Origin of the sequence: Vreelandella janggokensis (assembly GCF_031451615.1) — a bacterium.
In the GTDB taxonomy this organism is placed as follows: Bacteria; Pseudomonadota; Gammaproteobacteria; order Pseudomonadales; family Halomonadaceae; genus Vreelandella; species Vreelandella janggokensis.
Window position 1 is genome coordinate 215214 of record NZ_JARWAJ010000002.1, and the last position, 20111, is coordinate 235324.

16 protein-coding genes are annotated in these 20111 nt (G+C 57.5%); 4 read left to right on the top strand and 12 right to left on the bottom strand.

Annotation, left to right across the window (positions count from 1 at the left end; all coding sequences use genetic code 11):
* Positions 1-79 precede the first annotated feature (79 nt).
* The 3 genes from QC816_RS07770 to QC816_RS07780 all read right to left on the bottom strand — a co-directional run bounded on the left by QC816_RS07770 (position 80) and on the right by QC816_RS07780 (position 5150).
* Complete coding sequence (locus QC816_RS07770) at positions 80-835, bottom strand: glutaredoxin (protein WP_309781536.1); 756 nt, start codon at positions 833-835, stop codon at positions 80-82.
* Between the two features lie 190 nt (positions 836-1025).
* Positions 1026-2528, bottom strand: a complete 1503-nt coding sequence (locus tag QC816_RS07775; protein WP_309781537.1) for a methyl-accepting chemotaxis protein — start codon at positions 2526-2528, stop codon at positions 1026-1028.
* A gap of 111 nt (positions 2529-2639) precedes the next feature.
* Entirely contained in the window at positions 2640-5150 is a 2511-nt protein-coding gene (locus tag QC816_RS07780) for a bifunctional diguanylate cyclase/phosphodiesterase (protein ID WP_309781538.1), read from the bottom strand.
* A gap of 261 nt (positions 5151-5411) precedes the next feature.
* Here QC816_RS07780 and QC816_RS07785 point away from each other — a divergent pair, with 261 nt between their 5' ends.
* On the top strand, positions 5412-5561 hold the full coding sequence (locus QC816_RS07785; protein WP_309781539.1) for a hypothetical protein: 150 nt from the start codon (positions 5412-5414) through the stop codon (positions 5559-5561).
* The gene (locus tag QC816_RS07790) at positions 5558-6001 is read left to right on the top strand and encodes a DUF411 domain-containing protein (RefSeq protein WP_085919480.1); all 444 of its coding nucleotides are present in this window, start codon (positions 5558-5560) and stop codon (positions 5999-6001) included. The genes QC816_RS07785 and QC816_RS07790 overlap by 4 nt, the downstream gene beginning before the upstream one ends.
* Before the next feature lie 12 nt (positions 6002-6013).
* Here the strand turns inward: QC816_RS07790 and QC816_RS07795 are convergent, their stop codons facing one another.
* On the bottom strand, positions 6014-6430 hold the full coding sequence (locus QC816_RS07795; protein ID WP_085919479.1) for a PaaI family thioesterase: 417 nt from the start codon (positions 6428-6430) through the stop codon (positions 6014-6016).
* A gap of 66 nt (positions 6431-6496) precedes the next feature.
* Positions 6497-8671: a malate synthase G gene (locus tag QC816_RS07800; RefSeq protein WP_199284241.1), complete on the bottom strand. Its 2175-nt coding sequence runs from the start codon at positions 8669-8671 to the stop codon at positions 6497-6499.
* 230 nt (positions 8672-8901) lie between these two features.
* On the opposite strand from QC816_RS07800, the gene QC816_RS07805 reads away from it, so the two are divergent.
* Positions 8902-9933 (top strand): alpha/beta hydrolase, encoded by a 1032-nt coding sequence (locus tag QC816_RS07805; RefSeq protein ID WP_085919477.1) that lies wholly within the window; start codon positions 8902-8904, stop codon positions 9931-9933.
* A gap of 105 nt (positions 9934-10038) precedes the next feature.
* Positions 10039-10620, top strand: coding sequence for an NADPH-dependent FMN reductase (locus tag QC816_RS07810; RefSeq protein ID WP_085919476.1), 582 nt, complete (start codon positions 10039-10041; stop codon positions 10618-10620).
* A 101-nt stretch (positions 10621-10721) separates the two neighbouring features.
* Here QC816_RS07810 and QC816_RS07815 read toward each other — a convergent pair whose 3' ends face one another.
* From QC816_RS07815 to QC816_RS07845, 7 genes are all read right to left on the bottom strand, one after another.
* Complete coding sequence (locus QC816_RS07815; RefSeq protein ID WP_309781540.1) at positions 10722-10982, bottom strand: HigA family addiction module antitoxin; 261 nt, start codon at positions 10980-10982, stop codon at positions 10722-10724.
* A 51-nt stretch (positions 10983-11033) separates the two neighbouring features.
* Positions 11034-11777 carry a hypothetical protein gene (locus tag QC816_RS07820; RefSeq protein WP_309781541.1) on the bottom strand — a complete coding sequence of 248 codons (744 nt, stop codon included), beginning with the start codon at positions 11775-11777 and terminating at the stop codon, positions 11034-11036.
* Positions 11765-14755: an HsdM family class I SAM-dependent methyltransferase gene (locus QC816_RS07825; RefSeq protein WP_309781542.1), complete on the bottom strand. Its 2991-nt coding sequence runs from the start codon at positions 14753-14755 to the stop codon at positions 11765-11767. The genes QC816_RS07820 and QC816_RS07825 overlap by 13 nt, the downstream gene beginning before the upstream one ends.
* A gap of 8 nt (positions 14756-14763) precedes the next feature.
* Entirely contained in the window at positions 14764-15219 is a 456-nt protein-coding gene (locus tag QC816_RS07830; protein WP_309781543.1) for a hypothetical protein, read from the bottom strand.
* A 92-nt stretch (positions 15220-15311) separates the two neighbouring features.
* A complete protein-coding gene (locus tag QC816_RS07835; RefSeq protein ID WP_309781544.1) occupies positions 15312-16820 on the bottom strand; it encodes a YifB family Mg chelatase-like AAA ATPase in 1509 nt (502 codons plus the stop codon).
* A 99-nt stretch (positions 16821-16919) separates the two neighbouring features.
* On the bottom strand, positions 16920-17804 hold the full coding sequence (locus QC816_RS07840; RefSeq protein WP_309781545.1) for an ABC transporter substrate-binding protein: 885 nt from the start codon (positions 17802-17804) through the stop codon (positions 16920-16922).
* Between the two features lie 136 nt (positions 17805-17940).
* Complete coding sequence (locus QC816_RS07845; protein ID WP_309781546.1) at positions 17941-20049, bottom strand: TonB-dependent siderophore receptor; 2109 nt, start codon at positions 20047-20049, stop codon at positions 17941-17943.
* Positions 20050-20111 lie beyond the last annotated feature (62 nt).

Genomic DNA, 20111 nt, shown 5'->3' on the forward strand with positions numbered 1-20111 from the left:
TCACCCCAACGGTAAATTTTTGTCCCTCATCGCGGCTGTAGGCACTTGGGGGTGGCCCCTTTTAGGCTTGAAACCGACCCTACCCCGCTAGCATACGCAGCGGCATCCACAGCCCCATGGCGATCATCACCAGGTTTTCGGTGAGCGAGACAAAGCCCAGCGGTACATTACTGTTGCCGCCCACGCAGGCACATTTCAGCTCGCGTTTGTCGATGTAGACCGCCTTGAACACCGATACTGCCCCGACGGTGCCGACAAACAGCGCGAGCGGCGCGGCCAGCCAGATAAGTGCGCCCGCCAGCATCAGAAGACCCGCCAGCGTTTCGGCGTAGGGGTAAAAATAGCTGTAGGGGACATAGCGCTGGGCCAGCAGGTCGTAATTCAAGAACATGCTGCTGAAACTTTCGACATCCTGAAGCTTTTGCAGGCCCAGCAATACCATGGCGGTGGCAACTGCGTATTCCGGCATGCGCGCCGTGATTAACGAACCCTGGGCGGCCCAGCTAATAGCCAAGCCAATCAGCAGTGCTGTGGCGAAAATCGCCAGCACCGGCCGGTAAGTCGTACCTTTGGCGTTGGGAACGCTCATCCCCAAATGCTCACGCAGCTCTTCGTAGCCGCCGATACGTTGATCACCGATGTATACCTGAGGCGTGGTGTCGACGTTCTCTTGGGCTTTAAAGGCGTCAATCTCATCGCGGGATGTCAGCGTATGGTCGTCAACCTCAAAGCCTTTGCGTTTGAGTAAATCAACCGTCTTCAAGCCGAACGGACACATGTGCTCGGCGGTTTTCATCCGGTAAACCCGCGCGATTGGGTGTGTTGATGATGGCATGGCAACCTCCTTATTTTTGCCTGAACAGGGCGATAGGCATAGCGTCTAAAAACCATAGCTCTTGTAAACCCTGGCTCTTATAAACATAGCCCTTGGGGTTGCCTTCAGGTCAAGCCTTTGAGGCATACTTGACCGCTCAACAGCCCGATAAGGGCCGTCGAAAGGCTAAGTAGCTAAATACGATTGGCGGTTAGGCCGCGGCAGGCGCGATAAGCATTTGCTTGTTGGTCAGTGAGGAAGGGGACGGAAGTGTGAAACCACTCACTGCTTGCATCATGGTGTCTGCCGTATCGGAGAGCTGTTCTGCCATGCGATGCGAGTTATCCACCGCTTCGCGGGAAAGCTCCAATGCATTATAAATTTCGTTAACACTTTGCTCTAACTCTTCAACGCCCTGGTGCTGCTGCTGGACGGCGTTATCCATATTGGTCAAGCGAATTGCTACTTGCTCGAAGCCTTGTATAAGTGACTGGGTGGTATTGGCGATGGTGGATGTTTGGTCAACGCCTTGTGAGACCTGATTAGTGGTGTCGGCGATAGTCTGGCGTATCCGAGACGCGGTGTTCTGGGTATTCTTCGACAGCGTACGAACTTCGTTAGCCACCACGGCGAAGCCTCGCCCGTGCTCACCCGCTCGAGCAGCTTCCACGGAGGCATTCAATGCCAGAAGGTTGGTCTGGAAGGTAATGTTATCAATTTCGCTCAGCATTTCGTGAATGTTGCTTGCGTGGTGCTTTAGCAGGCGCATCATTTCGCGCATCTCTTCAACTTGCTCGCCGTTTTGGCGCGCGACCTTTTCAGCATGAGTGGCCAGTTTGCGAATTTGCTGTGATTCTTCGGCGGTTTCGCGTGTCGTCGCAGCGAGTTCTGCGGTACTGGTGGAGATACGCTCAGTTTGACTGCTGTTGCGTGCTGTTTGCGTGCGTAGTTGTTCTTGGGCAACAAAAAGCTGCTGACTGTAGTCAGTGACGTGGCTGGCCGTCGCTTGGGTTTTGCGCAAACTCTCAGCAACCTGGTCGCGCATATTAACGACGGCGGCAACTGCGGGTAACTTCTGTTGTTGGTCGCTAAAGGCCATATCCAAATTGCCGGCACCAGCGGCGACGGCAAAGCGGCTGACGTAAAGCCCTTCTTTCACCATGCTTTCCAGCACCTTGGCCAGGTAGCCGAGAATGACCACCTGAACCACGACGGCACCGCCATGCATTAGCAAGCAGTAGAGTAAATCTGCAAAGCCGTGACTGCTACTCCCCTCTGTCATGCTTTGCATGTCGCCCATACTGGTATATAGCTGAACCACCCCCTGGTATTGAAGCCAGGTAAACAAGGTGTGATGTAGCGCGATCACCAGTCCACCAAAGGCAATAACCCGCCAGTCGCTGTAAAGAATCAAGACGGCAAGCAAGATAAAGATACTGAAGTGGGCTTCGATTAACCCACCACTTTGCTCGATCAGTACGGCCGACCAGGTCATCATTACAGCGGCTTTGACGAACCCATTAAGAAGGTGACCGTGCCATCGGTGTTGGACAATGTACGTCAGCGGTAGGGTAATCAAGCCTGCAATGAAAGTAAGTAACAGGGTTTGGGTGAAAATACCCACCACCACGCATAACAAAACGATAAAGCCTAGTGGCAACCACATGAGCCTGTCGGTGCGTGCTATATGGTTGGAAAGGGATGCATCTGCCATTGTTATAGTGTCCTTGCCTATTATGAGAAGCGCCTGTGACTGTTAAATATAAACAGTTATTGTACATTAATTGTACAAATTGTATTTGCAACAATGAGAAAAGTACAATGATTAATTATTGAGCAAGGTTGGCGTGGCCTGCTGACCGTCTTCGAGTATGGCGCTTGATAGAGCTGCCGCCGTGCAGGGGCGTCCAAACAGAAAGCCCTGATAGATATGGCAGCCCAGTTGAGCGAGCACCAAGCGTTGGTCATCGGTTTCCACGCCTTCGGCCACCACCCTGAGCCCCAGGCTTTGTGCAAGGGCGATGATGGTCGCGGCAATCGGCGTGGCTTGCATCCCCAGGGCCAGATCTCTGACGAAGGCAATGTCGATTTTAAGCGTATCGAGGGGCAATACCTTGAGGTAGGCCAGCGATGAATACCCCGTGCCGAAGTCATCCAGAGCAAAGCTGACACCCTCATGTTGTAGCTGCTGCATCTTTTTGATGGTGCCCTCGGGGTCGCTTAATAGCAGTGATTCGGTAAGCTCCAGTGTCAATCGTTCGGAGGGCACATCATGTTGTTGAATGACCGACAGCACCTGGTCGGCAAAGTCAGGCTGCTGGAACTGACGCACGCTGACATTCAATGATAGCTGAAGCCCTTGAAGCCCGGGGACATGACGCCACTCGCCCAGCAATCGGCAGCCTTCCTGCAATACCCAGTGCCCCAATGGCAGAATAAGCCCGGTCTCCTCGGCGATGGGGATAAAGTGCCCTGGTGAAATCATGCCGCGCTCAGGGTGCTGCCAGCGAACCAGGGCTTCAGCGCCAATCACTTGCCTGTCGGCATCGACCTGAGGTTGGAGATAAAGGCATAGCTCATTGTGGTCAATCGCGTGTCGCAGTTCGCGCTCAAGGCTTAAGCGCTCTTCCAACTCGTCTTCCTGTGCTTGTTGAAAGAGTCTGGGTTTCCCATCCCGCTGGCGTTTGGCTTCCAGCAGGGCCAGACCGGCTCGTTTGAACAGCTGCGGTGTCGGTTCCCGGTCGAGGGGCTGGAAGATAAGCACGCCAACATTAAGCTTGCACGGATAGGGATGGCCTTTTAGCAGGTAGCCAGCGGTCAGCGACGCCACTATCTCATCAATGAGACGCATCATTTCCTGCTCGGCGTTGGGAGCTTCTCGGCAGGCAAGTGTTCCCACCAGGGCAAACTCGTTGCCGTCCAGCCTGGCGACCTGCCACTCAGCCTCTACCCATTGTTGAAGGCGCTCGCCCAGTTGGCGTAGCAGCTCATCGCCAATGTCTTGCCCCAGACTGTCGTTGAGTACCTTGAAGCGGTCAATATCAAACAGCGCCAAAAAAGCGTACGGGTGGGTAGGCGTCCTTGACGTGCCTATCTCGGCGAGGCGCTCCTGCAGCGCCCGACGGTTGGGAAGCTCTGTCAGTATGTCGTGATAGGCGAGGTGGCGAATACGCTCCTGGGCCTGCTGTTCGTTCGAGCGGTCGCTGAGCAGCGCGACGTAGTCACGGTCGTTACTGTCGGCATAGGTGACGCGGCTAACGCTCAGCCAGGCGGGAAAGCCTTCACCGTTGGCATCCAGGGCGGTGATCATGCCGCCCCATTCGCCCTTTTTTGCCAATGCTTGGCGTATGTGTTGGCTGAGTGCGTGGCTGTCTTCGGCATAGTCGAGTTGTGATACCGACATGCCTTCAAGCTGATGACTGCTGAGGCCTGCCAGCCGCTCAAACGCCGCGTTGCACAGGCGAATTCGGGCCTGTTCATCGAGCAGTATCACGCTATCCTGTAGTGCTGAAATGACTTCGAGCAGACGCGTCTGTGTCATGTGTTCATGGCGCTCGCTGGCTTGAAGCCGCCGCTGTACCCGGGTAGCCACTAACGTCAGCAAGGCGGTTAATACCGCGACGCCACCAATCAGATAAATAATCCAGTGGGAAGCGGGTGATACCGAAGGCGACACGGCATCGGGGGTAGGTACAAACCAGGCCGCGTGCATGGCGACGTAATGCATCCCGCACACGGCGGTGGAGAAACACAGCGCCGCGATAAAGGCGCAGGTTCTGGCGCGTTTTATGCCCCATTCATGCTGGCAAAGACGGTAGGCGTAGACGCATGCTATGCCCAAGCTAACTGCGACCAGCAGCGATAACAGGAATAGGACCAGGGAGTGATGTAACTCGGCGGGCATACGCATGGCCGCCATGCCGGTGTAGTGCATTAGACCAATGCCAGCACCAAGGCCGACACCTGCCAGTAGAAGTAAACGGTGGGGTGGGTTATCGCGGGAAAGTACGGCCATGGCGCCAAAGCTCCCCAGAATGGCGGGCACAATGGACGTCAGGGTAAGCCCCGGTGCATGGCTTACCGGAAAATCAAGCTGATAGGCGTGCATGCCAATAAAGTGCATGCTCCAAATGCCAAGCCCCATGGCGCTGGCCCCGGCGAAAAGCCAACCCAGGCGCCACCAAGGGTTAGATCCCTTTCTCACCAGCTTGATGATATCCAGGCCAGCGTATGAAGCGGCCAGGGCAACCAGCCATGAAACCAGTACCAAGAGATTATCGTGTTCTCCCTGAACCGCATTTAAGGCGCCAGGGTCTGACAAAAAATTGATTAACATTTATAGACCGCCGACCCTTTAACTAGTGGTAATACGGTTAATATCGACACATGACCTTTAATCTGTAATAGATTTGTTCAATAGCGTTTGAAACGATGACCTTGGTGCAAACGGTCTACGTTAACATGAACAAAGCGTGATCGGCGTCATGTCGATCAAACGGTAAGAACTGGCGAGTGGGCAGATCGCAACGAGCGCTTGACCTTGGGGTAACCCCAGGGTTGTAAGCTTGGGCTGTGCCCACTTGTCAGGAAATTTGCCATGATGAACGCAGATTGTTTTGCTTTGATGAGCTCCATGGGTTGGTTTGGTTGGTGGATGCCGCTGGCTTTTCTGCTGCTGGTAGGCTTGAGTATCGCCGCGCTGGCAAAATATTTGTTTAGCCGTACCTCAAAGGGAGATCCCTCATGAACCGTTTAACTGCCTCGCTGCTATCCAGCGCATTGCTTCTCGGTGCCACCTCGGCCCAGGCCGCGCTGCCCGATGAAGCCACGCTCTACAAAAACCCCCAGTGCGGTTGCTGCGATGAGTACGCGCGCCACCTGGAAGAACAGGGCGTTGACGTCACCATTGTCGATGATGCTCAACTCGGCGAGATCAAGCAGCAGGCGGGCGTGCCCTATGGACTTGGCGCCTGCCACACCATCGAGATGGGTGAGTACTGGATTGAGGGCCATGTGCCGATGGAAGCCGTCACCAAGCTGTTTGACGAGCAGCCTGACGTCGGTGGTATCGGCCTGGCCGGTATGCCCATCGGCACGCCGGGCATGCCAGGGCCTCAGAGCGAACCCTATGAGGTGTATACCTTTACCGACCAGGAAGACGCACCCTTTATGACGCTTGAGCCGTGATTGAAGGTCGCGTCACGGTTTATCCGGCAGCACATAGCTGGCGGTAACGTGGATGACCGGTTTGGTTTCATCGGCAGTGGAGACGATCTGTACCTCGCCCACCGCCAGGCGGCGGCCGAGCTTGATCAGCTTGGCGTGGGCAATGATGTCATGGTCGCCGGAGGCGGCGCGCAGAAAGTGACAGTTCAGGTCGCTGGTCACGGCCATCGGCTCCGGGCCAATCTGCGCCAGAATGGCCACATACATGGCCACATCGGCAAAGCCCATCATGGTAGGGCCGGAAACGCGTGGGCCCGGTCGCAGGTGCTCGTTACCAATCGTCAGGCGCATCGTAGCGCTCATCTCTCCCACGCTTTCAATCCTACCCATGCGCTGGGGAAAGACCTCATCGAGAAAGTGTTCGATCTGTTCGACGGTCATGACGGTCATTGTTGTTTTCCTTCATAAAAAAGCCCCGAGGCAAACGCCCCGGGGCTGATCGTACCTTTAGCGAGTTTACTTCGCCTTATGCACCTGGCGCCACTCGTGGAGTAGCGGTTCGGTGTAGCCCGACGGCTGGACGCGGCCTTTGAAGATCAGGTCAGACGCCGCCTTGAACGCGGTAGAATCTTCGAAGTTGTCGCTCATGGCGGTGTAGGTGGGGTCCCCGGCGTTCTGCTCGTCGACCACCTTGGCCATGCGCTTGAGCGTCTCTTCGACCCGTGGAGCATCGACAATGCCATGGTGCAGCCAGTTGGCAATGTGCTGGCTGGAGATGCGCAGCGTGGCGCGGTCTTCCATCAAGCCGACGTTGTGTATATCCGGCACCTTGGAGCAGCCCACGCCGTGCTCAACCCAGCGCACCACGTAGCCCAGAATGCCCTGGCAGTTGTTGTCCAGCTCCTGCTGCTTTTCCTCGTCGGACCAGTTGGCGTTTTCGGCAACCGGTACAGTGAGCAGGTCATCCAGGAAGTCTGGCTCGCCCTGGGCTTCAAGCTCGCGCTGCACGTCGGTGACGTTGACCTGATGGTAGTGCAGTGCGTGCAGTGCCGCGGCGGTGGGCGAGGGCACCCAGGCGGTGTTGGCACCCGCTTTCGGATGGCCGATTTTCTGCTCCAGCATGTTGTGCATCAAGTCGGGCATTGCCCACATGCCCTTGCCGATCTGGGCGCGACCGCGCAGACCACAGGCGAGACCGACCTGAACGTTGCTCTTCTCGTAGGCCTGAATCCAGGCGGCGCTCTTCATGTCGCCCTTGCGCACCATGGGGCCCGCTTCCATGGCGGTGTGCATTTCGTCGCCGGTACGGTCAAGGAAGCCGGTGTTGATAAACACCACGCGTGATGTGGCTTCGGCAATGCATGCCTTGAGGTTGACCGTGGTGCGGCGCTCTTCGTCCATGATGCCCATTTTCAGGGTATCGCGGTTCATGCCCAGAATGTCTTCCACGCGGCCGAACAGCTCGTTGGCAAACGCGACTTCTTTGGGGCCGTGCATCTTCGGCTTGACGATATACACCGAGCCCGCACGCGAGTTGCGCGGCTGGTCAGCGTCTTTCTTCAGGTCGTGCAGCGCCAATAATGAGGTGACGACGGCATCGAGGATGCCTTCCGGCAGTTCGTTGCCGTTCTCGTCGAGAACCGCCGGGGTGGTCATCAGGTGGCCGACGTTGCGCACGAACATCAGCGAGCGGCCTGGAAGCGTCACGCTGCTACCATCGGTGGTTTGCCAGGTCCGGTCGGCGTTCAGCTTGCGAGTAAAGGTCTTGTCGCCTTTCTCGATTTTCTCTTCCAGGTCGCCCTTCATCAGGCCGAGCCAGTTGCTGTAGACGCCCACCTTATCTTCCGAGTCGACGGCGGCCACGGAGTCTTCGCAGTCCATGATCGCGGTCAGCGCGGCTTCAGCCACCACGTCCTTGACACCTGCCGGGTCGGTTTTACCGATGGCGTCGTTGGCGTCGATCTGGATTTCCAGATGCAGGCCGTTGTTGCCCAGCAGGATGGCGTCAGGCGCGGCGGCATCGCCGCTAAAGCCGATCAGCTTACCCGCGTCCTTCAGGCCGGTTTCGCGTCCGCCCTCCAGCGTGACGACCAGGTGCTCATCGCGAATCGCGTAGTTCACCGCATCACGGTGAGAACCAGTCGCCAGCGGCGCCGCGCGGTCGAGGACGCCGCGGGCGTAGGCAATGACCTTTGCGCCGCGCTTGGGATTAAAACTGGTGCCCTTTTCCGCGCCGTCTTCTTCCGAAATTACGTCGGTGCCGTAGAGCGCGTCGTACAGGCTGCCCCAGCGGGCGTTGGCGGCGTTGAGCGCGTAGCGCGCGTTGCTCATCGGTACGACCAGCTGCGGGCCCGCCTGAACGGCGACTTCACGGTCAACGTTGGCCGTGGTGGCGGTGACGTTGGCGGGCGCGTCGACCAGGTAACCGACGTCTTTCAAGAAGCGACGGTAGGCGGGCATGTCCGCGACCGGGCCGGGGTTTTCGCGATGCCAGGCATCAAGCTTCTCTTGAAGAACATCACGTTCTTCTAGCAGTTGACGGTTTTTGGGGGTTAAATCGTGAAATAGAGCATCGACGCCTGCCCAGAAGGCGCTTTCGTCGACGCCGGTGCCGGGCAGGGCCTGCTCGCTGATAAAACGATCCAGGTCGGCTGCCACCTGTAAACGGTGACGCGTGATACGCTCGCTCATGGAGACTCTCCTGTTAAGGTGGCTGTGACGCCGTTTTGCTCGGCTGATGCCCCGTCACAGTCAGATGAAAACGCATTTAAAAACTATTTATGGAAAATAATTCCACATCTGTGTGGGCATGTAAACAGCATAGACGCTAAAGCGCTATCATGCTCGACCAAAAGATAAGGAATGACGCCATGGGTGATTGACTGACCGGTGGCGAAAGAGCGGTTTAAGGAGAGGTGCGAATGCGCGAGTTCGATCATTTAGAGGCATTGTTTCGCCGCCACGCTGGCGACTCAGCACTCTCCCGCTTGGTGCCTGGTGACGTCCTTGCCATGGCGATGAATGACTATTTTCAGCACTACGGCCTGGAGGCGCTGCGCCTTGACACCCGGGACGTATACGCAGGGTTTATCGATACCGGGCGTTTTTCGCTGTGGTGCCAGGTATGGAGCCCGCCTGCACCAAAAGGCACCGCCTTTGTCGTCCACGGCTATTTCGACCACCTGGGGCTTTATCGCCACCTGCTTGAACGCTTGTTGGATAAAGGCTGGCGCGTTGTTCTGTGGGATTTGCCCGGTCATGGGCTTTCCAGCGGTGCGCGTGCTGCCATTGATGACTTTGACGACTATCAGCACTGCCTCACGCATGTGCAAACCATTCTGGCCCAGCAGTCCATGGCGCCTGCCCCTTGGATGGGCATCGGGCAAAGTACCGGTGGGGCGATCCTGGCGACCGACGCGCTGAGCCGCCGCCATGCAGCGGGGTGGGATGGCCTGGTGCTATTGGCGCCGCTGGTTCGCCCCTGGGGCTGGAGCCAGGCAAGCTGGCTGCACCTGATCGCCAGTCCCTTCGTTAAAGCGCTGCCGCGCAAGTATCGGCCCAACTCGACTGACGAAGAATTTACCGAGTTTCTACGCGATCACGACCCGTTGCAGCCCAATCAGCTGAGCGTGGCCTGGGTCACCGCCATGCGCCGCTGGATACCCAGGCTATTGGCCCGCGACCCGCTGGATTTGCGAGTGATGATTTTACAGGGCGAGCAGGACGTTACTGTTGACTGGGAATGGAACCTGGCGATTCTGCAGGATAAATTCCCCGGCGCGCAGATCTATCGGCATCCGGATGCCAGGCACCACCTGGTGAATGAAGCGGAGCCGATTCGCCGTGCACTGTTCGATGCCCTGGACGCGTTCATCGATCAAGTGGCGGCGTCCAGGACAGAAACGTCACCCAGGAAGCCGCCCTCATCGTCAACGATGGATGATAACCTTTGACTATTGGCTCCTTTATATGAGTGGGGGTTAATGCTATCACCAGATGCTTGTGCGAAACTCGCAATGACCTACTTACGTTAGCCCATTTTCAATCAGGATCGTGCGATGACATCTAACACACCGAAAGTACTGGTATTTGCGGGTAGTGCCCGCGAAGGTTCACTGAATAAGCAGCTCGCCCAACTCGCCGCCAAGCGAATCGAGGCACTGGGTGGCCAAGCCACCTTTATCGATTTAAAGGATTATCCCTGCCCGTTATTTGACCAGGACATTGAGGCGCAAGGCATGCCGGACAATGTGCTGAAACTGCGCGCCATTCTTGCCGAGCATCAGGCGGTGTTTATTGCCTCGCCGGAATACAACGGTTTCATCACGCCGCTGCTCAAAAATACCCTGGACTGGCTATCCCGGCCCTATGAAGACACCCCAGGCCTGGGGCTCTTTGCGGGCAAGTGGGCGGCTCTGGTGGCAGCATCACCCGGCGGGTTGGGCGGCATCCGCGCGATGCCCCTGGCGCAGCAGCTACTTGCCAACCTTAGTCTGACGGTACTGCCGCAGCCGCTATCGCTTCCCCAGGCAGGTAGTGCATTCAACGACAGTGGCGCGCTACATGATGAAGCCACCGGCCAAAAGCTTGATGCGCTCTGCCAGCGCCTGGTCGATTCGCTGGCCAAAACCCACGGCTGAGCCCCCTTCAACAGCCTATCCAACTGCCGGTAGCCGATGGCTTCGATCAAGGGTTTGAACTGACCCCAAATAGTTGGGGTTGCTGTTATAAAGGCGGTTGGTCAGGCTACCTGATGGCGGCGGGCTTCTTCCAGGTCGTAGGCGTTTTGCAGGCGCAGCCAGTAACCCTCGCTGGTGCCAAGAATGCGTGCCAGGCACAGATCGGTGTCTGCGGTAATCGCGCGGCGACCCAAGGTAATTTCCCCGCTCCGGGTGGCCGGCACGCCCATCTGCCGGGCTAAGGCATTCTTGCTTAATCCCATTGGCTGCATGAAGTCCTCATAGAGAACTTCGCCGGGATGGATATTAGGTAGTTTGGCCATTTTGACCTCCTGCCCGCTTAGTGATAGTAGACAGCTACAAACCACTCTTACCTAAACCTTACATCGAGTATGCTCGCAGGGTTTTTCGGGTTTTAACCAAAGATGGTGAAGGGTAATCGGTTGGCTTGTTGTAGGGGCTGATGGTGCTGTACTTTCACGCTGGTGAACACTGCAATACACCTCGTCCCCATGTTCCGTCTTACTTAAATAGGCTAGCTCTTCATAAACTCGATAGTTTGCTTTGCCAGCATCGCTGCCCAGTACATACGCTAAACCTTCGGGCAGAGGACAGATATTACGAACATACCCAAGCATGATGGCGCGATCTACCGCCCAAGCATAATCTTCCCTGACAAACCGGCTAATACCTGCCTTGCAATAGGTGCTACCAATCGGATGAGCCGAATCGATGGGCTTGCACTCGACGAAGATGGCTGCCATCGCACTGCTTCGTGTATTCAATTGGCCTCTTAGCGGACGGAAGGCGAGATCGGGCTGGTTATCGATCTTGTCCCCTGCCCGGTTGGCCAAATTGCCTTCCCGAACCGGGAGTTGAAACTGTGTAAACCCTTGAATGGTATCCGGCTCATTGGTGTAGAGATCATCCAGAATCATGTAGAGCCGTTCGGTGATCGTATCTTCCTCTTCCCCACAGATGGCAAATTGTCCTTCAGCGATCTGCTCAAGCAGGATGCGCCAAGCGTGGGCAAGGGCATTCTGGGCCACTCCCATCAGGGACATGGGAATCGCGCAAGAACTTCCGGTCGCTCCATGCCCTGTCATCAATCCTCGCATGGCTGACTGAGCTCCTCTAAGCGCGCCCCAAATTCCCAGATCAGTTCCGATGCCAACAGCCGAGCCTGACTTTGCGTCCAGAAGCGGTAGCGGTTGAGCAAGCCCACGATCAAGCTGGGCTGGCCTGCGTTCAGCAAGGTGATTCGGCTAACACCGAGGTCACCCGCCTGATCGATCCACTGCACGGGAAGTTCAAGCGTCGGGGTGGCACCTTCCAAAGTGATCGAGAAGAAGCGCCAAGGCAGAGCCTCACTTGCGCTGTTTAGCACTTGCACCCGCACATTATGCCCACCAACTTCGAAGACAGCGGCCAGCTCTTTTTCCAGATTAGCGATGAATGTTTGGGCTTGCTGTTCCGTAATACGAGCTAATCCTCTGTCGCGAGCTGAGGCGTAGGGGGCATTGATCGCCAGGGTATCGGACACGATTTGCTGATTAGCCGATGACAACCCATAGAGTTTCGCCACGGTACGATCCAGCACTGGCCAGTCAGGTTCATTGTCGATCAACTGCTGAGCGCAAGTTGCGATGGACTGTCGCTGCTCGTTTGACAGGGTCTCCGGTGGAATAAATGGAAACCGGTCAATATCTAACACCTGAAAGGCTTCACGCTCGACACCGAATTTTCCACTGGTCATCAGCGCAGCGTATTCAAATAATTGGCTATGGATCACGACCAAAAGATATCGAATCAGAAAATGGCCTTGTGGATGCTCTGCCCCCGAATATCCGCAGAACGACGCCGAGTAAGCAAGATCAGAGTCGCTTATCAAGGCTCGACCACGCGCGCGATCTTGTCGACCACCTTCTCTAACAAGCAATAATGGCGCTTTATAGATTCCAGGGGCTCTCGTGCGGTGCAGTCCGCGCGGAATATAGCCATACAGTGTCTGGTCGAGCACCGAAAATGGGTGCCGTTTGTAATCTGCCTGCAACTCAGGCTTTCCTTCAAGGAAGGAGTCATCTTGGGATCGGCTGGCCACCTGAAAGCCCTGCCCCTTGTTAAGTCCGGCATTCTCCTTCCAATAATCGCCTATCGTAGACTTCGCATGCTGCTTGATCTTGTTGACAATGGCCACATCCAGCACCGTGCCGCGATACAGGGTCTTCAGTGCAGTTGGAGTGCTCGTCACCAGATGAAAAGCCACTGGGTTAGCATCACTGGCATCGACCCTTAACAGCCCCTTATCATTCAAGTCCGGCTCATAGTGCGGGCTTACGAAGACGAATTGGTCATTCGGCTCAGGCAATTCATTGTCGGCAAACAGCAAGCAAAACGGCTGATCCACACTGGGCCATACCTGAGTTTGCCGCAAGGCGGCGCCGTTGAGTATGCCCGTTACCTTCAGTGCTTCGAACAATGCATTGCGGGCGGCAATGCCCTTTGGAGACTGCTTGAACAGCCAGCGCCCAGCCAATGCCAAGGCAATGCGACCACCAGGCTTGGCCCACGCCATGGCTCCCCACACAAAAGGCAGGTCAGGTACACGATCCGGATTATGGTAACTGGCGGCAATCTCCTCCAAACCGCGCAGGGCAGCCACTTCACGGCACCGCCGGGTAAAGACGCGATCAATGACGTTATATTGCGCGGTCAGGCTCGTCCAGGGAGGATTGCCAATCACTACATCGAAAGCGTCGCGGTAGTGATCAAACACATGGTCACCCAGGCTTCCCGCCATGGGCACCAGTTCATCGGCTTGGCTGCCGGGGTCGGCGACATCAATCAGGGTGCTGCCTTCCAGTTTCTTGAAGCGCAGCGCTTCCACTGGCGCTGGGTGAGGGTCAAGTTCCAGTGCGGTAAGGTATAAGGCCAATGCTGCCAGGGTACGCGCATGGCCATTGGTATCGAACCCCACCAATTGTTGATGGAGAATCTCCCTGATCTGCTCACGAGACGGACGCTCGCCAGTTTCACGAAAGCGCAGCTCCACTAGCTTGCGCAGCCCCGCTACCAGAAACACGCCAGCTCCGCAGGCAGGGTCCAGCAGCCGCGCTTTTGAGCCCACCGGAAGCTCGTGAAACGCCTCTTCTACCATGTATTCGGCTATATGATAGGGCGTGTAATAAACACTGGTGGCGTGCCGTGCTGACTGATCAAAACGGTGGATCAACTCTTCATAGGTTTCGCTCAACAAACCGATGGGGAGGTGATCGAAATCTAGATCGCCCCACTCCAACTGTCGTTGTGACACCCCAGGTTCAATGGCGGTATCCAACGTCAAAATCGCACTTAGGGGCTGCGTGACAACCTGCCCGTGTTGCTGAACAAGCTGACGAAAATAAGCGATGTAATCCGTAGTTGGGAGAGCGAGAAGATCGCCGTTAAAGATGTTATCCAGCCAGTGATTTGTCTCTGCCAGCACGATGTCTGTGCTCATGCAAGCATCCAGCGATGCAGCGCTGGGCGCGATTTTGGACACATGGTTGGGCAGTACGATCTTACGCCCAATCAGGTAACGTAGGAAAAGCGCCCGCCCGGTCAGCGCGATGGCCTCGTCGGTGGATACGCCAAGGGCACGCAAGGCCTCTCCTGCATCAATCATCAATTTGAGTAACACATCGCGTAGGCGTAACGTGGAGGGCGGTGCTAGGTTTTCCCCCTGCGCCAACCGGGGAAGAATACTGGGTGCGTCGTGGGAGTCCCGCGAAAACCAAACCGGCAAGGTATTGGCTGCAGGCTGTAAATCGGTGGCATAAATATCCAGCCGCCCCGGCTTTAATACACCCAGCCAGGCTGGCTCGCCACGCATGGCCAAAATGCGTTGAAGAGCAGCAATCGGCGTGTCGTCGCGACGAAAACGGGTTTGGTCGACAACATAGAGCAGCGCCTGAGATTGCTGTTCAACCACGGAGTCGACTAATGGTGTGTGTCGATTCCGGATTAAATCAGTGTATCTCAGGCGACGAGCATCTTGATCGTTGTGCAGATCGACGCAACTCTCGCTAGGTGCACCGAATGCTTGTAACAAATCCATAAGCCAGCCTATTGGCGCCCCGACTTAACGTCCGAGATTAAAGAAAGTTCCTGTTGCGGTGGTGTAACGCCCAGATAAAGATCGATACGCTCGCGTTCCTTAGCCATGTCAATCACCCAACCTGAGGTGGCAATTCTCTGCCCCTGTACCGAACGTACAGCGCCTTCATACCTCGGGATGAAGACCCACTCCTCCATAGGCACCTGACGTGGTGTGCTGACATAGTGATGGATAGCGGCTGATATGCGGCCAATGTTCCCGCGCCTCATACCAAAATCATCCTCAAGCGTCTGCAAAATGGCAAACGTCAGTAAATCGGCTTTAGTAAAGCGTCGGGCACTTCTCTCTCGTGTTGGCCTTTCGGAAAAGGGTGGCAATTGCGCCCATAGGTGGAGCCTTGAGCGGTTAATATCTCCTAAGGCAGCACAAACATCCTTAGCAGTGAAAGATTTGGTCGCAAGCATGCTCTACTCTTTGTTTTAAACTTAAAACAAAACTGTTTATATTATAAAACAGTTTTGTTTCGCGCGATACCCATCAGAGCAATTCAAGGCAATTATGCCCCCTTCAACATCCGATCCAACTGCCGGTAGCCGATGGCTTCGATTAAGTGGGGCTGGGTGGGCTTGGGTTCACCCTGCAGGTCGGCGAGGGTAAGTGCGACGCGCAGTACGCGGTGGTAAGCGCGGGCAGAGAGCTTGAGTTTTTCCAGCACCCCCGCCAGCCAGGCGCGCTCTTCATCATTAAGGGCGCAGGCCGTCTCCAGCGCCTTGCCGCTGAGTTGGCTGTTGAGCGCACCCCTTGCCATTTGGCGTTCCCGGGCGGCCATGACGCGCTGACGCACGGCTTCGGATGATTCGCCCTGAGTCTGTGCGGTAAGTTGCTCCGGTGGCAGTGCCGGGACTTCCACCTGCAGGTCGATGCGGTCGAGCAGCGGGCCTGATAGCCTGTTCTGATAGCGCTGGATCTGGCTGGCGGTGCACTGGCAGCGGTTGCGCGGATCGCCGAGGTGCCCGCAGGGGCAGGGGTTCATTGCCGCCACCAACTGAAATTGCGCCGGGTAACGGCGCTCGTGGCTGGCGCGGGCGAGATGAATTTCGCCGGTTTCCAGCGGTTGTCTTAAAACTTCCAGTACGCTGCGGGAAAATTCCGGCAGTTCATCCAGAAACAGCACGCCATGGTGGGCCAGCGAGATTTCGCCGGGTTTGGGTTTTGAACCGCCGCCCACCAATGCCGCGGCGCTGGAACTGTGGTGGGGTTGCCTGAAGGGTCGCTGGCCCCAGTCGGCTTCCAGCGGTAGCCCGCACACCGAACGCACCGCCGCCACGGCCAGCGCATCCTCTTCCGAGAGTGGCGGCAAAATACCGGGCAGGCGACTGGCGAGCATGGTCTTACCGGTGCCTGGCGGGCCCGCAAAAAGCAGATTATGGCCGCCAGCAGCGGCGACTTCCAGGGCGCGGCGGGCCTGCTGCTGGCCACGCACGTCGGCCAGGTCTGCCATTGGCGCCGGGCTTTTGACCGAGGCTGGCAGTTGATGGGGCGGGATTTTCTCCTGGTCGAGCAGGTGGGCGACGACGTCCCATAGGGTGTCGGCGGGTAGCACCGGCAAATCTCCCGCCAGCGCGGCTTCATCGGCGCAGGCGCGGGGGATGATCAGTGCTTTCTTGGCGCGCCGCGTGGCCAGGGCAAAGGGCAGAATGCCGGGTACCGCGCGCAGCTTGCCGTCCAGGGCCAGTTCGCCCGCAAACTCCATGCCTTCCAAGGCGTCGACGGGAATCTGCCCGGAGGCGGCAAGAATGCCCAGCGCGATGGGTAGATCGAAGCGGCCGCCTTCCTTGGGAAGGTCGGCAGGAGCAAGGTTGAGGGTAATGCGTCGGGTGTTGGGGAAGTCGAAACCGGCGTTGACCAGGGCGCTACGCACCCGTTCGCGGCTTTCTTTGACGGCGGTTTCCGGCAGGCCGACTAACGTCAAGCCAGGCAAACCGTTGGCCAGGTGCACCTCCACGTGCACTGCCGGTGCGTCCAGGCCGACCCCGGCCCGTGTCGCCACAATGGCAAGCGTCATGCGCGTTCCCTCGCTGGTTGTTAATTACCGTACGCTGATTAACCTACCGTATTTATCAGAGGGTGAGTAGCCAGATGCGCGGTACGGCATAGGCTGCCATCACTTCGGGCTTAGCGCTTCCTGGGGCGCGTCTTCCAACGCGGCGACCAGCTCCCTGGCGAAGCGCTGCGCCGAGGGCAGTGCGCCAAAGCTCCACACGGGTGGCAGACGCAAAAGGCGGTCGTTCTTGACGCTGGGTAGCTGTTGCCACAGGCCACTTTCCGCGAGTTGCGCCTCGACGCCAGTAGGCAACGGGTCGACGATCACCAGAGCGGCATCCGGGTAGCGAGCGAGCTCTTCAACGCCGACCAGCGAAAAGCCCCAGGCGTTGGTCGCCTGATCCCAGGCGTTGGGCAGAGCAAGCTGCTCCAGTACCGCGTTATAGAGGCTGTTATCACCGAACACGCGCACGTGGCTGGCATCCATAAACTGGATCATCAATAGCGGCGCCGTGTCGGGTCGTTCGTCACGCAGCCGGGCCATCAGTGAATGCGTCTGCTTGATCAGTTGCGACGCTTGAGGTGCGCGGTCCGCCAGTTCGCCTATCTGCTCGGTGATGCTTTGCATTTCTTCCCAGGTGTCGCTGCCAGGTGTGTAAAGCTCGACAGACGTGACGGGGGCGATGCGCTCCAAACGCGGCGTTAACCCGGCAAACATGGGCGATATCAGGGTCCGCTCGGGTTGCATCTTTGCCAGCAGCTCCATGTTGGGCTGGCTGCGCAGGCCCAGGTCGGCGGCTTCGTCGGGCAGCCGTGGCTCACCCACCCATTCATGGTAGGCCTGTTTTTGGGCGCCACCGACAATGGGGGCGTCCAGGGCAATCAAGGTTTCAGCCACCGTCCAGTCGATAGTCGCCAGTTGCGCCTGGACGGGAAAACCGCCGAGTAGGCACACAGTCAGCAAGCCAATACGAGTGATCAAAGAAGACACAGCGGAACAACGCATGATGACGGCATCAATAGAAAATAAGGGCTGTATTTAAACGATAATATTTATTGTTTGCAAACAAAACGCCCAGGCGAGTGCCTGGGCGCGGTGCCGACGCCGCGAATTTAAAGCTGCTGAACTTAAAACGCCGACATTAAAACCGGTAGTGCACGCTGGCGGTAATGCCGCGTTCGGCGCCAAAGTAGCAGTACTCCAGTGAGTTACACGAGGCGACGTACTCTTCATCCAGCAGGTTGCTGACGTTGAGGCGAGTCTCGACCCCTTGCATGCCTACCTCGCCAAGATCGTAGCCGAGCGTGGCGTCCACCAGGGTGTAATCCGGTACCGTTTCGGTATTGGCACGGTCAGCCGCAATGTCGGCGTAGTGGCGTACGCCTGCGCCGATGTCGGCGCCGCTCAGCCAGCCGTCGTTAAACGCATACTGCGCCCACAGCTGAACCTGGTGGCGCGGCGAATAGATGGCGTCATTGCCCTCGTAGCCGTCGTCGCTCTTGGCGTAGGTGATGTCGGTGAAACTGTACCCGGCCTGGAGCGACAGCGCATCGGTGAGTTGGGTACGCGCCTCCAGCTCGATGCCCTGGGACTCGAGCTCACCCACCGCGCGGTAGGGATCCGAGGGTTGCTCTTTGGTGGCCACGTTTTCCTGGCTGATGTGAAACAGGGCGGCACTGTACTGGCTGGCGCTGTCGTTGGGCTGGTATTTCACCCCGGTTTCCCACTGTTCGCCTTCCATGGGGGCCAGCAGGTCACCGTTGGCATCCACAAAGCTGGTGGGGGTGAAGGCCGTCGAGTAACTCAGGTAAGGCGCGACGCCGTTTTCGAACAGATAGACCGCCCCGGCCCGGCCGCTGAACTGGGTGTCGTCGAGGGTGCTCGATTGGCCGGTATCCTGATTGGTGTTGTCGATGTCGACCCAGTCGTAGCGCCCGCCCAGGGTGAAGCGCCAGTTATCCAGCGCGATCAGGTCTTGCAGGTAGACGCCGGTCTGTTCCAGCTCGTGACGCTCGTTGGTGGGCGCATACATCGCCGTGGGGTCGGCGCCGTATTCTGGATCAAAGGCATCGAGGGACGGGAACTCACCTTCGCGGAAATTAATGTCATTATCGCGCTGCTGGTAGTCGACCCCGACCAGCACGGTATGGTCCATAAAGCCATCGTTGAGGTTGGCTTCAAGCTGGTTATCCACCGTCCAGGCGTCGAGCGATTCGTCGCTGCCGGCGTAGTAGCGGGCCAGTTCATTGGAGGTGGGTGACGTCCAGCCAAAGCCATAGACCTGGTTCAGGGTGACATCGGAATTGAGGTAGCGCAGCTGCTGGCGCGCGGTCCAGTCGTCATTGAAACGATGCTCGAAGGCGTAGCCCACCATGCGTTGGGTGCGCTCATAGGCGTCGTAATCTTCCTCGCCGTCGAAGAAGTTATTGCTTATCTTGCGTCCGTTGCGCGGGACCACGGCGCCTTCGTAAGGCACGCCGGAGTGGTAGCCGCCCTCGGGTTCGTCCTGCAGGTAGGCGTCCAGGGTCAGGCTGGTGGCGTCGCTGATATCCCAGGTGAGCGACGGTGCAATGGCGTAGCGTTCCTCCTCTGTCGGACCAAACTGGGTATCGGCGGCGCTGGCAATGCCCACCAGTCGATAGGCTACGCGCTGTTCTTCTCCCAGCGGACCGGTCAGATCAAAGGCGGCGCTGCGCTGGTTGTTATTGCCCACGCGGAAGCGTAGCTCGCCGCCGGACTTGAACTCTGGGCGCTTGCTGTTCAGCGCCACCACGCCGCCGGGCGAGGCCTGGCCGTAGAGCACTGAGGCTGGCCCTTTGACCACTTCAATGCTGTCCAGAAACCACGGGTCGACGCGCAGGGAACTATGCGAGTTGGTATCGCCGATGAGTTTCAGGCCGTCAAGAAAGGTGTTGCTCAAGCTGCCATCGGAGAAGCCGCGCAGCACCAGGTAGTCGAAGCGGTTCGACGCGCCGATCTGGTTGCTATAGACCCCGGGCGTGTAGTCGGTCGCCCGCTGTACGGTACTAACCCCGCGGTTGTCCATATCCTCGCGGGTAATGGTGGACACGCTCTGGGGCGTTTCGATCGACGGCGTTTCCACCTTGGTGGCCGCCTGCTGGGCGGTAACGGTCACCGTGCCCAGGTTGTCGCGCTGGGCTTCCTGAGCGGCTGCAAAAGGCACGCCGCTGGCGATGGCGACGGCAATGACCAGCAGCGATGGGCGGAAGTGGCAAGCTAAAATTGGCATGGCAAGGATCCCTTGATAGTTTTAGTAATGAGAATTGTTACTTTTCAGCGCAAGGGATAGGT